Below are 13,484 nucleotides of genomic sequence, written 5' to 3' on the forward strand. Positions count from 1 at the left end.
GGTATAATTGATAGCCAGTCAGTGAAAACTACTCAAAAAGGGGATCCAGAGGATATGATGCTGGCAAAAAAATAAAGGGCAGAAAACGCCATATTATTGTAGATACTGTGGGTCTTGTAATTGCTGCTGAAGTACAGAGTGCAAGTATTCAAGATCGTGATAGTGCTCTAAATCTTTTTGCCCAAGCTAAATGCAAAGTTCCAACTTTACGTAAGTTTTTTGCTGATCAAGGGTACATAGGTAAATTACAAAACAGATGCTTATTGGAAACGGGATGTTTATTAACGATTGCCAAGAAAATAGTTGATACAGGATTTCAAGTTATTCCCAAACGTTGGATTGTTGAAAGAACTTTTGCCTGGCTTTCCAATTTTAGGCGCATGAGTAAAGATTACGAGCATTCTCCTCTCACCTCAAAAAACTATATCTTCTTTAATATGATCACTATTATGCTTCACAAATTAGCTCATTCTTCAGTTTGAAGACATGCTCTCACAAGTATTCTTTGCTAATAGGATATTTTCGAATATAATTGAATATAACTAGGCTCTGTGGACAAAAAATATGAAAAGAGAGAAAAAGATGGTAGTTTAGCCTAATAGGTAAAAAATGGAGAAACTACCATATGCAATATTACATCAAAGAGGAAAATTGGAAACAAATTTTAGAGTTCATAAAAAGCGTAAAAGGAATGCACAGCAAAGATGAAAAACGTTTAAGAATATTCATAGAGGCAGTGTGGTACATAGTGCGAAGTGGTTGCCAATGGAGACTTTTACCAAAAACTTATGGTAATTACAGGAGTATACATAAGCGATTTAAAAGATGGTGTGAAAGAGATGTCTGGAAAAAATTGCTTGAATATACTAAACAAGAGCCTGATTTAGAAGTTGCTATAATCGACGGTACGATCATCCGAGCCCATCCATGTTCATCTGGATATACAAAAAACTCCAAGGATCAAGAAGCTTTAGGGAGGAGCAAAGGTGGCTTTACAACTAAAATACATGCGCTTGTCGATGCACTTGGAAATCCACTTAAATTTACTCTGACTCCTGGTCAAAGAAATGAAATTACGCAGGCACAAGTGTTGACCGAAAGTATCTATAACTCTACTGTAGTAGCTGACAAGGGCTACGATAGCAATGCCTTTGTTACAAGTCTTGAAGACAAGGGATGTACAGTAGTTATTCCGCCAAAACGGAATCGAAAAGTGCAAAGGTATTACGATGAGCATATCTACAAAGAACGTCATTTGATTGAGTGTTTTTTTGGTAAAATTAAAAATTTTAGGCGCATTTTTTCCAGATTTGATAAAACTGCTGAGGTTTTTATGGGTTTTCTCAATTTTGTTGGAGCTCTTGTATGGCTTCTCTAAAATTTTGTCCACAGAGCCTAGTTTCTGTATTTACTTTAAATTGAAGAAAGCTCAAATGAAAGATCATGTTTTGCTAAAAATCACAGAATGCAGTCTGGTTACAAATAAACTATTTTGATAGTTAATGGGGTCTAGTGTTGACGTATGGACTATCCAAAGAAAAGGGTGGTATCATAACCTCAAAAATTTTTATGCTCTCTTCATTCAGAAATTCATACTTACCCTGCATTATTCCTGACGGTGCATTTAAGTATGTTCCACTTGTGTATTTGAATACCTCTCCAGATTTTATCACAGGTTGTTCTCCGATAACACCAACTCCGGCAATTTCATTTACTTTTCCCTTATAATCTATTATTTGCCAATGACGACTTAACAATTGAATAGTTGATTGGCTTTTGTTTTTTATCTTAACGTTATACATCCATACATAGCAATTTTCATAAGGAATGGATTGCTCTTCAATGTAAATTGGTAAAACTGTAACTTCAACAAAGTTGGTAGTTAGTGTGTATTCTAGAATCATTATAGAATATTCATGATAAAAAGATGGTATTTTAATTATATACTTTTTTCACAGATTTTTCAAGTATACTTTAATTAGGAAATATCAATTTATAGTATGAATGAACCAGATGCGTTGAGCAAAAAAGTAATAGGAATAATAGGTGGTGGACAATTAGGTAAAATGACTGCTATCGCTGCAACAAAACTTGGACAAAAAATACATGTTTTTGCCAGTGCTAAAGACGATCCGGCTTGCTCTGTTGCTGATGATTTCACAATAGCAGATTTCTCTGATAAGAAAGCGCTTGAATCTTTTGCACAGAGTGTGGATTTGGTCACTATTGAGTCTGAAAATATTCCATGTAGCGCAATTGATATCGATGTAAATTTTTACCCAGGTAAAAAAGCATTACACATTGCGCAAAACAGATTGAGAGAAAAGGATTTTATTAAAAACTTGGGTGTAAAAACTGCTGAATACAAAAGTATACAAAATTATAATGAGCTACTGAAAAGCAGTAGAGCTTTTGGCTATCCAACAAGGCTGAAAACAACAGAAATGGGTTATGATGGAAAAGGGCAATATGTGCTTGAGAATGATTCTGAAGTGAAGCAATTTGCTTCTTTTGATTGGAACACAGAGTACATTCTTGAAGCAAGTGTTGATTTACTGAAAGAGGTTTCAATAGTCATTGCAAGAGATAAAAACGGTAAAGTAGCTTTTTTTCCTATAGCAGAAAATTACCACGTTGATGGAATACTTGATACTTCAACAGTGCCAGCTAAAATAGATAGCAAATTAACTCAAGAGGTACAACGAGCTGCAAAGAAAATAGCAAATGTGCTCGATGTAATAGGAATTCTGGCTATTGAATTTTTTGTTACTAAAGATAACGAATTGTTAGTTAATGAACTAGCTCCCAGACCTCACAATTCTTGCCACTGGAGCTTGGATGCATGTAACGTTAGTCAATTTGAACAGCTAGTTAGGGTAATATGCGGGCTGCCTATGCAGGAAGTAGTATTACGCTTTCCTTGTATGACGAAAAATATAATAGGTAATGATATATATGATTCTCATAAGTATTTGAGCAACGAAAAAGCTAGTTTAACCATATATGGGAAAAAAGAGGTTAGAGATAAGCGTAAAATGGGACATGTCAATATAGATTTAAGTTATTGAGTCTCTCTTATTAGAATCTCAAGAATCTGCACTATATTTAATGCTGCACCTTTGCGCAGGTTATCAGCCACTATCCACATATTTAATCCGTGTTCAACAGTATTGTCTCTTCTAATACGCGATACATATACAGCATTCTCCTGTACAACATCAATTTGAGTGATGTATTCACCGTCTTCACGCCTGTTGTACACTAGAACTCCACTATCTTCGGCTTCACTTAGCACTTCACGAGCTTGTTCTTCAGTGATATGTTGATCAAATTCTACATTTACTGCCATAGCGTGACCGATAAAGACGGGTACTCTTACACAAGTTGCAGTAACTTTTATATCTTCCTCTAAAATTTTTTTTGTCTCCTCTTGCATTTTCCATTCCTCTTCTGTAGAACCATTCTCCATGAATTCTCCTACATGGGGAATGCAATTAAACGCTATTTGCTTAGGAAATATCTCAGGCTTTTTAGTCTCATTCATGAAGATTTTTTTTGTCTGGTCATAGAGCTCATCCATTGCTGCTTTGCCTGCGCCAGAAGTTGATTGATAAGTTGAAGCAACGATTCTCTTTATTTTCGCTTTCTGGTGTAATAGATGTAGTACTAGCAGCATCTGTATTGTAGTACAGTTTGGATTGGATATTATGTTGTGGTTTTTATATTCCATAATTTTTTCTTTATTAATCTCCGGAATAATGAGTGGCACACCTTCTTTCATTCTAAAATGGGAACTGTTATCTATCACGATGCATCCAGCCTGTGTTGCAATTGGTACATACTTTTCAGAAACATGATATCCAGCACAGAAAATGGCTACATTAGTTCCAACGAAGTCATAATCCTCAAGGCATAAAACTGTTAACTCTTTGTCACCAAAACTCACCTTCTTCCCTTCTGATTTTTTCGATGCAAGTGCAATTACAGAATCTATTGCCTCATCTTGAAACTCAGCAAGCGTGCTTAATACCTCGCGCCCTACTCTTCCGGTTGCTCCAATAACAGCAATTTTGTATCCCATATAGATGAACCTCTAACTTTAAAGTTCTATTATATTTTTACTGACAAAATTTACAATTGTTTTAATATTTTTACCTTGCAATTAATTGTAATTTAGCTATTATTATGCAATATTAGTAATATTACATAATAAAACGAGAGATGAGTAAAGAATACGATGAAACTAAGGTTAAACCTGCAATGTCTACACCTCAAGGGCCTGAAAGAACCAATGGATTAAAGGCTCAAAATGTTCTTTCGAAAAAAAGAAAGCCTGCAATAAATTTTGATGATAAAAAATATGGTGTAAAAAACCTTAAAATAGACCAACAGTTCCTAAATAAAAGACAAGAATCTTCAAAGCTAAGAGATTTCTTAAGATCAATACCAATAATAGGGAGATTTTTAGCAAGGATTTTCACACTTGAAAAAATAGAAATCATCAGTAACCCTATATATGACAACATGGAAGCATATGAAAAATCGCAAGCAGGTCACTCCAGTAAGATAAAAGATGAGACTAGTGTAGATGATGAACACGCAAAAGAAGTAGATAGTAAACTTGAGAAGGGTAATGTTGAACAAGTGGACAATAAGAAAAGTCGTTAAACTCTATTTTATTGTGCAGGAGCTCTGCAGTACCAAAATAAATAAATGGGTATGCCACTTGCGGTGAATAAGCTTGCGATCAGCAAGGTATTCACAGAAGTTTCAAATATTACCCAGCAGCAAAAGGTTGTTGCTATACTGCCAATTAAAAATTTGTAATAGTTTTTCTCCTTTATAATAACCTTGAGAAAAGCAAGACTGCATGCAAGGTAGACAAACAAAAATGAAACTACAGAAAAGTCGATAATTGATGTGATCTGTTTAGCAAAATTGTTGCTTGAAGTGAGAATTAGTAGAACTGAAGTGCCAACGGAGCTAATTGTTATGCCCCAGAAAGGAGAACCGTGCTTATTTCTTTTAGCAAAGAACTGTGGCATCAGTTTATCTTCTGCAAGGCCAAGGGCCACTTGTCCACTAGCTAGTACCCAAGCATTTAAACTGCCAACACAAACAATAAAAGCAACAATAGAAATGATCAAATGCCAATTACCTGGAAACATAATTTTTATTGCGTCAACATACGGCGCTTTTGAATTAACTAGATCATTGCCGTTTATCAATCCCATGATTGAAAGGCTATTAATGAAATATATAACTGCAACAGAGATTGTGCCAAGCACTATGGCTCTTGGTATAGTCTTGGCTGGATCGTTTACTGATCCTGCAGGTGCTGTTGCTGATTCAAGGCCAATAAAACACCATAGAGTGAGTAGTGTAGAGCGAGCAAGGACTTGAGACATCGTGAGGGTTGATATTTCCTCACTTATGATAAAATTATTCCTATCAAAGAAAAACAACGCTGTTACTGGTATAGCAAGCAGTGCGGTAATTTTGACAGTCATCAATAAAAGCTCAACACATCCAGCAGCAGTGACACCTCTTAAATTTATTAGTGTAATGATCGTAAATAATAGTATTTCTAAAAATAAGCGTATATTTTGAGTATCTCCATGAAAAAGCGAAGTAAGATAGCCAATACTTGCAACGATTACTGCTGTTGTGCTAACCCATGAAATCACCCAATACGTCCAACCAACAAAGAAAGCTGCAGCAGGACCAAAAGCATGCTTTACATAAACGTGAGGACCACCCGTTTCTGGAAATTTTGCGCAGAGTAAGGCAAAAACCAAAGCAAGAGATATAGCACCAAGCCCTGATATCACCCAGCTTATAAGGCTATAAGCGCCATATGGAGCAAGGCTAATAGGAAGCATAAAAATTCCAGAGCCAATTTGACTACTAATCACTAAGGCAAAAATAGCCCAAAAACCTATTTTGTTTGACACAATAGTTTCTAATTTCTATCTGAATAGATTAATAATATGGCTTAAATTGGAAAACTTCAACGAATAAGTAACTTAACTCGTGTATACAAAAGTTAAATGAGTGTGGACCTGCGGTACCAAAATAAGTATGTAGGTATACTACCTAAAATAAACAAGCTTGAGGTCAATAATGTATTTATAGGAGTCTCGTATATTATCCAGCAGCAAAAAGATGCAGCCACACTCCCAATTAAAAATTCGTAATAGTTTTTCTCTTGTATAATAACCTTGAGGAAAGCAAGACTACATGCTAAGTAGATAAATAAAAATGAAACTACAGAGACATCAATAATTGAAGTTACTTGCTTAGCAAAATTTTTGCTTGATGTTAGAATAAGTAAAACTAACACTCCCAGAGTACTGAGTATTATTCCACAAAAAGGAGCATCGTACTTGTTTCTTTTAGTAAAGAATTGTGGCATTAATTTATCTTTTGCAAGGCCTAAAGTCACTTGTCCATCAGCTAAAAACCAAGCATTTAGATTACTCACGGAAACGATAAAAGCAAGAATGGAAATAATAAAATGCCAATTACCTGGAAGCATAATTTTGACTGCGTCAACGTATGGTGCTTTTGAATTTGCTAGGTCATTACCATTTATTAACCCCATAATTGAAAGACTATTGATGAAATATATCACAGCAACACAGACTGTTCCAAGCACAATGGCTCTTGGTATAGTCTTGGCTGGATTATTGACTGATCCTGCAGGTGCTGTTGCTGATTCAAGGCCAATAAAACACCATAGAGTGAGTAGTGTAGAGCGAGCAAGGACTTGAGACATCGTGAGGGTTGATATTTCCTCGCTTACAATAAAATTGTTTCTATCAAAGAAAAATAGCCCTGCTACGGGTATTGCAAGAAGTGCAATAATTTTAACAATGGTTAGCAGAAGCTCAACACGGCCAGCAGTAGTTACTCCTCTTAAGTTTATTAGCATAATAACTAAAATTAATGTTATTTCTAAAAGCAAATGTATACTTTGTATATCATTATGAAAAAGTGGAGCTAAATAACCAATACTTGCAACTGTGACAGCTGTTGAGCTAACCCACGAACTTACCCAATATGTCCAACCAACAAAAAAAGCTGCAGTGGGGCCAAAAGCATGCTTTACATAAACGTGAGGACCACCCGTTTCTGGAAATTTTGCGCAGAGTAAGGCAAAAACCAAAGCAAGAGATATAGCACCAAGCCCTGATATCACCCAGCTTATAAGGCTATAAGCGCCATATGGAGCAAGGCTAATAGGAAGCATAAAAATTCCAGAGCCAATTTGACTACTAATCACTAAGGCAAAAATAGCCCAAAAACCTATTTTATTTGACACAATAATTCTTATCTAAATAGATTAACAATATACCCTAAACTCAGAAATTTCAATCGATCTTTTAACATAAAAACTTGCATTTTTCTCAATTTATTTCTAAAATAGATTATATTAACAGATTATTAAGAGGGGGTTATGAATCCGAGGTTAAAAACATTTTTGGTTGTTTGTGGGTATGCTTTATTATTTGTTGCTTGTATCGCAGCATGGGTTCTGTTTTTATATTTAGCCAATATGTTTCTTCAATTCTTTTTTCCTCAAGTCTCAAGTGAACCAGCCATCGAATTAATTCTTAATATACTCTCTTTGGTCATGCTTGCTGTTTTCTTGGGTATATATATACTTTGCTCTATTTTTACAGAAAAGGTTACAAGTAGCTATCGATCTTTCAAAAATGAAAACGGTGATTATGATGCCTTTTCTGAAGTGTATGATGATCCAACAATAAGGGTAAGAGATAAAATATTGCTTTTTTCTATACATTTAATATATTGGATACAGTTGCCATTTCTGTATTGTACTTTGAAGATACTTGCCGTTAATAGCTTACTGCAAGGATGGAAAGATGAAGGATTTTCAATGCCTCTTCAGGGGTGTTTAATACTTATAAATGCTATATTACTGATTCCAGTAGCACTTCTTGAGTTAATAAAGTATCCATTGATAAAGCTCTTCTCACCTTTGGGTTTGAATGTAAAGCAACTTAGCTTTTTGTTTAATGTAAGTGATGTAGGTACTGGCAATCAGAATGTTCATACTAGAAGTTTTGAGCAAAGTGTTATTGAGTGTGCCAAAAAATTAAAGGAAGAACATGGTACTCCGTCAAATGAGCTGGATGAAGAGTTTAAAAGTTATATAAGCGGGTTAACAAATCAGCAAAAAGAACTGATAGCACCTTATTTGAAACTAGATGGTTATAGAGAAGGAGGATGGGTAAGGTGGGTAGATTCTAAAACTGGATTGACATTAACTCAGGCTATAAATTTAGTTTTAATTGCAGCAAGAAAGCAAAATGCAGATGTAGAGTTGTTGAAATCCATATTGCAGGTTCGTTTTGAGGAAAGTAATCGCCAGTGTGGTCCTGGAATGCTTAATCGTATCATTTATGCATTAAGTGGCCTTGAAGCAGAAAATAATTTTGCAGCTCAATTAGAGCCTCAGATAATAGGAGAGTTGGCCGGTAATGCTACTAAAAGATTTCTTGAGAAATCTGTAGATAGGCGCTACTTTAAAATAAAGATTTTAAAAGAAAAGTTTGACGACTTATATTCGCTAGGTTCTGGAGTGGATTTGAGCAATGCAAATGATGAAGTAAAGGAAGGAATTTCTTATATGAGAGGTGCTATAAAAGAATTTGTATTTAAAGAATTATATGTGAAGTTTCATAATGACTATGGAGAACATATTCGAAGAGGGCAAATAAAACAAAGGCTAAGAGAATTAATAACAGATGAAGTCATAGATGCAGCAATATCTTATAAGATAGACGAGATAGAAATTCCTGCAGAACCACCTACTTATCTTGAAGGAGTAAAAGCATTTTTTGGAGGTCCTGCAAGGTCTCCTGCTGCTTAGTGGTGGGCTCATGTCATGGTAGAAAATTTTGACTTTAGCTAAAAACCATCTGGCGCCTATGGTTTTTTATAGTTTTGTCTTCCCTTTTCTGAATGGTTTGCAAACTGCTGTAGCTAACCCAAGAAAGGTTTCCCTACGTCATACCGCCGCGGTATCTCTAGATCCCGCTAACAAGCAGTGGGATGACGAAGTTATCGTCATCCCACCGCGAACCTTCACATCGCCGCAGACCGTCATACCGCCGTAGTATCTCTAGATCCCGCTAACAAGTAGCGGAATGACGATTGTCAAGGTGTCATCCCAGTGCCCTGACTACTTGGATCCAGGAAACTTAACTTTAAATAAGTGGCTGCATAATAAAGACTAGATTCCAGACTGGAATGACACCCTACTTAACCGTCATACCGCAGCGGTATCTCATACACTAACAAGAGATCCCGCTGCGGGATGACGGTTGTTGTTTAGTCATAAATATTTAAGAAATTTACCAAACGAAAAAAAAGGCAAAAGAAGCCCCGTGGTTGGCTAATTACTTACATTATACTTTCAAGTATGGCGTTTTTTTATTCTAAACGTTTAATAACCGCAATTCAGTTGCTTTTAAGCCGCAACTAATCTAAATTATAAACATTAAGAAATTTACTAAACAGAAAAAAAGGCAAAAGAAACCCTAGGGTAGCTAGTTATTCACTATCCATTTTTTAAGTTGGCGTTTTTTTATGTTTTAAACGCTTTATAAGCGCGTTTCAGCTTATGTAGGTAGAAATTTTATAAAGACATAAGGTGCACATAGTGCAAAAAATTAAAAATAAGACGCCAGATACGTGAGTTTTTTTGTCATTTAATCTGTACAGAGAAGATAAATAAATAGCTTCACTTTCATGATAAGGGGGCTGGCGGAGTTTGTCAAGTAAGTTTTTTCGTTTCTGCGGGCTACTTGAGTTTATTGACTTCATTAGAGCCAAAACTCTTGAGACCTAGGTGATAATTCTATCTAAAAGGATGCCAAAAAAGAGAAGCAACCCTACGTAGGAGTTATTTTTAAATATGGACATGCATTGACTGGGATCGTCAGGATTGAAATTTTTGTATTGGCGGTGAAATATGAACCCTACAGCAAGTAGAGCAATATAAAAGATGTTATTTAATGATGATAAGATACCAGCATATAACCACGCCATAAGAGATATTAAATAAAATCTTTTCAACCAAGATTTTGTTGTATCACCAAAATATAATGCGGTAGATTTCATTCCGAGTTTTTCATCATCTTTTTTATCTTGATGAGCGTATATGGTGTCATAGCTAAGTGTCCAAAAGACGCATCCTATATAAAACAGCAAGGATTCTATACTGATCTGGTTTATTATTGCTGCTGAGCCCATGAGCGATCCCATATTGAAGGTAAACCCTAAGAACAATTGTGGCCACCAAACATACCGCTTTAATAAAGGGTAAGTAGCTATCATACACATTGAGATTATTCCAAGTATGAGTGTGGTTTTATTAGTTAACAATAAAATTACCAAAGCGATAGATAGTAGCAGTGAGAGTAAAACCAAAGCCTGCTTTATGTTTAATGCACCACTTGCAAGTGGCCTATATTTTGTTCGTTCAACGTGCGCATCTATTTCTCTATCGAAAATGTCATTAATTATGCACCCTGCAGGTCTCATTAAAAATGTACCTATAGTGAACAAAACAAGGAGAAAAAGAGCCTGATACGATAGAGAAGTTGAGGCTAAAAGAATACCGCTCAAACTGGGAAATAGCACAAGCCACAAACCTGTTAAACTGTGCAATCTCATTAATGAAAAGTAATGGTTGAAATACATTAATTAAGTGTGATTATGTAATATTTTGCTTACATTAACAAAATTATCGAACGCTAAATCAGGCTTGAAAACTAACTCAGGTATAAATCGCAAATCAACATAACACAATATAGATTTACGTATTGACCATGCAGATTGGTTCATTTCATTAATAACAGTGTTAATATCACAATTATTCTCAGAAGGATCTCCAGTGCGGGATGCTGAAATCCATGTACTTTTTTCTGAATCTGAGTAGTCAGCTACTTGGATATTCAATGAAGATAACACAATATATACATCTGCTTTTTTCAAATCTTTACTTAATTTTACGTCAGATACCGTTACATTTTTATTGAACACCTTACCTTCCATTAGGACTCTTGATATTGCTCTATGCAATACCGATGCTATTTTTAGGTTTCTAATTTCCTTTTTCATATCCAGCTACTATAATACCCTTTCTTCTTGCACTAATTGATAAGCTTCTAAAATATCTCCAACTTTAATATCGACATTACCCTCTAGTGATACTCCGCATTCAAAGTTTACACCTACTTCTTTAACATCATCTTTAAATCTACGTAGTGCTTTTAACTTTCCTTCATGCACCAATTTACTATTGCGCACTACCTTAATTAAAGAATCTTTTTTTATGACTCCATCACTTACATAACATCCAATGATATTACCAGCTTTAGATACATTAAATATTTGCCTTACAGATGCAGAACCAACACGAACCTCTCGTGTAACAGGCTTTAACATTTTAGTTAAATACATTCTCATGTCGTCAATGAGCTCGTATATTATGTTATAAGTATGTATTTCTATACCTTTTTGTTTTGCCAAGTCCCTTATTTTTGAGTCCACTTTTACATTAAAAGCTAAAATTACTGCACTTGATGCTTCTGCAAGCAGCACATCTGAATCTGTTATCCCTCCTACTGCTTTGTGTAGGATATTTAATTTCACTTGGTCTTTACCGAGTTTATCAATTGAACTTGATATTGCTTCAATAGAACCAGTTACATCGCACTTTAAAACTACAGATAGTTCTTCTGTTTCGCTGTTATTACGACTGAATATATCTAAATTATTGTCGCCCAAATCTTCTTTCTTTTTCTTGATTAACTCTAGCCTGTATTCAACAATTTCACGCGCCTGCTTTTCAGAATTTACAACAACAAATTTATCTCCAGCATTTGGTACACCATTTAGACCAGTAATTTCAATTGGAGCGGAGGGTAGTGCTGCTTTTTCTCTTTGACCAAGCATACTACGTACTTTGCTGTATGTTGTACCAACTACCAATATATCACCAACCTTTAACGTTCCTTCCTCAACTATCAATGTAGCTGATATTCCTTTCGCTTTATCTATTTTGGATTCTATTACCCATCCAAGTGCTCGACAATCTTCTATTGCTTCTAGCTTCATTAATTCAGCGATTAACAAAATCGCCTCTTCTAGTTTATCTAAATTAGTTTTCTTTTTTGCTGATACTGGCACAATCATAACATCACCACCGAACTCTTCAGGGATGAGATCATATTGAGGCAAACTATTAATTATTTTTTCTACATCACCAGGCTCAGATTTATCAATTTTATTAATAGCAACTATAATAGAAACATTTGCTGCTTTTGCATGATTTATTGCTTCAATTGTTTGTTTCATGATTCCATCGTCAGCTGCAACTACTATTACAACTATATTAGTAATATTGGCACCACATGCACGCATTGCAGTGAACGCTTCATGTCCTGGTGTATCAATAAAAGTAATTTTTTGCTTATCTTTTGTCGTTATTTGATAAGCACCTATGTGTTGAGTTATGCCACCTGACTCTCTTTCTGCAACATTAGATTCACGAAATGCATCGAGCAATGAGGTTTTACCATGATCGACGTGTCCCATAAAAGTGACGATTGGTGGTTTAGGTTTTTTAGGCAGGCTTTCTCTTCCTTCTATAAAAAATAAATCCTTTTCTATGTTGGTATCGCTCACTCGTTTAGCCTTATGATTAAATTTTTCCACTATTTTAGATGCTATATCTGGATCCACCAGATCATCTACTCTATAACTCTCACCAACTTCTTCTTTGAACATTTTTAGCACACTCTTGCTATCTTCTGCCATACGAATAGATAACTCCCTGATAGTTATTTTGTCTGGTACAATAACTTCTCTTGATATATTTTTACCCTTAGTAAACTTTGACTTTCTACCTCTTATACCAAATCTTTGCTTAAATACAGGGAGTTGTTCAGTTTTTTCATCTATTGCCTGTGCAATTACCAGTTTAGAATGCTTAGAATATATATCTTTGTTGACCTTAAAAGACTTTTTATCGTCGTCCTCATAGTCAATACTATCTTCTTTTGGTTCAACTAAGTGGGTATTACTTAAAACCTGCTTATTTATTTCCTTAGATAAAGCGTCCGCTTCATTTTTCTCGTCAATCTCTTTATTGCTGTCTTCTTTTGCTGTTTTCTCTTTTTCTTCTCTCTGATTTCTTTCTTTCAGCAAAGCAGCATTCTGCACAGCATTAATGCGGAAAATTTGTTCTTTCTCTGTTAAAGAACCTAATTTACTCTCGTCAAATAAATTATGTTCTTCTGCATCATGAGATTTTTTTCTTCTTTTTTTTACTATTGTAGCTCCAGTACTTGGACTAGCTGAAGAGTTTAAATTGAGGTCTAATTTAAGCTTGCTTAAGCCTTGGAGCGTTAATTTTTTATTACTGATATCTTCATTATTCATATTAT

13 protein-coding genes are annotated in these 13,484 nt (G+C 35.1%); 6 read left to right on the top strand and 7 right to left on the bottom strand.

Annotated elements, in window-relative coordinates:
- Positions 1-95: 95 nt before the first annotated feature.
- Together OPR26_RS00470 and OPR26_RS00475 are read left to right on the top strand one after the other, a co-directional pair.
- Positions 96-482, top strand: coding sequence for a transposase (locus tag OPR26_RS00470; RefSeq protein WP_265016251.1), 387 nt, complete (start codon positions 96-98; stop codon positions 480-482).
- A 143-nt stretch (positions 483-625) separates the two neighbouring features.
- Positions 626-1,378, top strand: coding sequence for an IS5 family transposase (locus tag OPR26_RS00475; protein WP_264702259.1), 753 nt, complete (start codon positions 626-628; stop codon positions 1,376-1,378).
- A gap of 121 nt (positions 1,379-1,499) precedes the next feature.
- Here the strand turns inward: OPR26_RS00475 and apaG are convergent, their stop codons facing one another.
- Positions 1,500-1,901 carry a Co2+/Mg2+ efflux protein ApaG gene (gene apaG / locus OPR26_RS00480; protein WP_265016314.1) on the bottom strand — a complete coding sequence of 134 codons (402 nt, stop codon included), beginning with the start codon at positions 1,899-1,901 and terminating at the stop codon, positions 1,500-1,502.
- A gap of 99 nt (positions 1,902-2,000) precedes the next feature.
- On the opposite strand from apaG, the gene OPR26_RS00485 reads away from it, so the two are divergent.
- Positions 2,001-3,068 (top strand): 5-(carboxyamino)imidazole ribonucleotide synthase, encoded by a 1,068-nt coding sequence (locus tag OPR26_RS00485; RefSeq protein WP_265015920.1) that lies wholly within the window; start codon positions 2,001-2,003, stop codon positions 3,066-3,068.
- On the opposite strand, the gene OPR26_RS00490 is transcribed toward OPR26_RS00485, so the two are convergent.
- Positions 3,062-4,081 (bottom strand): aspartate-semialdehyde dehydrogenase, encoded by a 1,020-nt coding sequence (locus OPR26_RS00490; protein ID WP_253302728.1) that lies wholly within the window; start codon positions 4,079-4,081, stop codon positions 3,062-3,064. The two genes, OPR26_RS00485 and OPR26_RS00490, sit on opposite strands and share 7 nt — an antisense overlap.
- A 140-nt stretch (positions 4,082-4,221) precedes the next feature.
- Here OPR26_RS00490 and OPR26_RS00495 point away from each other — a divergent pair, with 140 nt between their 5' ends.
- Positions 4,222-4,668 (top strand): hypothetical protein, encoded by a 447-nt coding sequence (locus OPR26_RS00495; protein ID WP_265015921.1) that lies wholly within the window; start codon positions 4,222-4,224, stop codon positions 4,666-4,668.
- A gap of 8 nt (positions 4,669-4,676) precedes the next feature.
- Here OPR26_RS00495 and OPR26_RS00500 read toward each other — a convergent pair whose 3' ends face one another.
- A complete protein-coding gene (locus OPR26_RS00500) occupies positions 4,677-5,954 on the bottom strand; it encodes an APC family permease (RefSeq protein ID WP_265015922.1) in 1,278 nt (425 codons plus the stop codon).
- A gap of 92 nt (positions 5,955-6,046) precedes the next feature.
- Complete coding sequence (locus tag OPR26_RS00505; protein ID WP_265015923.1) at positions 6,047-7,324, bottom strand: APC family permease; 1,278 nt, start codon at positions 7,322-7,324, stop codon at positions 6,047-6,049.
- Between the two features lie 135 nt (positions 7,325-7,459).
- Between OPR26_RS00505 and OPR26_RS00510 the strand changes: the two genes are divergently transcribed.
- A complete protein-coding gene (locus OPR26_RS00510) occupies positions 7,460-8,899 on the top strand; it encodes a hypothetical protein (protein WP_265015924.1) in 1,440 nt (479 codons plus the stop codon).
- A 28-nt stretch (positions 8,900-8,927) separates the two neighbouring features.
- Positions 8,928-9,146 (top strand): hypothetical protein, encoded by a 219-nt coding sequence (locus OPR26_RS00515; RefSeq protein ID WP_265015925.1) that lies wholly within the window; start codon positions 8,928-8,930, stop codon positions 9,144-9,146.
- A 730-nt stretch (positions 9,147-9,876) separates the two neighbouring features.
- On the opposite strand, the gene ubiA is transcribed toward OPR26_RS00515, so the two are convergent.
- Genes ubiA through infB form a run of 3 tightly spaced genes read right to left on the bottom strand, consistent with a single transcriptional unit; the run spans position 9,877 to position 13,479 of the window.
- A complete protein-coding gene (gene ubiA, locus OPR26_RS00520) occupies positions 9,877-10,734 on the bottom strand; it encodes a 4-hydroxybenzoate octaprenyltransferase (protein ID WP_265015926.1) in 858 nt (285 codons plus the stop codon).
- Positions 10,735-10,737: 3 nt separating this feature from the next.
- Complete coding sequence (locus OPR26_RS00525) at positions 10,738-11,154, bottom strand: ribosome-binding factor A (RefSeq protein ID WP_265015927.1); 417 nt, start codon at positions 11,152-11,154, stop codon at positions 10,738-10,740.
- 9 nt (positions 11,155-11,163) lie between these two features.
- A complete protein-coding gene (gene infB, locus OPR26_RS00530; protein ID WP_265015928.1) occupies positions 11,164-13,479 on the bottom strand; it encodes a translation initiation factor IF-2 in 2,316 nt (771 codons plus the stop codon).
- Positions 13,480-13,484 lie beyond the last annotated feature (5 nt).

Source organism: Wolbachia endosymbiont (group A) of Anoplius nigerrimus, from assembly GCF_947251795.1.
Taxonomy (GTDB): Bacteria; Pseudomonadota; Alphaproteobacteria; order Rickettsiales; family Anaplasmataceae; genus Wolbachia.

Bases quoted from the DNA above. Each gene is read 5' to 3' on its own strand.
- OPR26_RS00510 (WP_265015924.1), top strand. From the start codon at position 7,460: ATGAATCCGAGGTTAAAAACATTTTTGGTTGTTTGTGGGTATGCTTTA.
- OPR26_RS00475 (WP_264702259.1), top strand. From the start codon at position 626: ATGCAATATTACATCAAAGAGGAAAATTGGAAACAAATTTTAGAGTTC.
- OPR26_RS00525 (WP_265015927.1), bottom strand. From the start codon at position 11,154: ATGAAAAAGGAAATTAGAAACCTAAAAATAGCATCGGTATTGCATAGA.
- OPR26_RS00485 (WP_265015920.1), top strand. From the start codon at position 2,001: ATGAATGAACCAGATGCGTTGAGCAAAAAAGTAATAGGAATAATAGGT.
- infB (WP_265015928.1), bottom strand. From the start codon at position 13,479: ATGAATAATGAAGATATCAGTAATAAAAAATTAACGCTCCAAGGCTTA.
- OPR26_RS00490 (WP_253302728.1), bottom strand. From the start codon at position 4,081: ATGGGATACAAAATTGCTGTTATTGGAGCAACCGGAAGAGTAGGGCGC.
- OPR26_RS00495 (WP_265015921.1), top strand. From the start codon at position 4,222: ATGAGTAAAGAATACGATGAAACTAAGGTTAAACCTGCAATGTCTACA.
- ubiA (WP_265015926.1), bottom strand. From the start codon at position 10,734: ATGTATTTCAACCATTACTTTTCATTAATGAGATTGCACAGTTTAACA.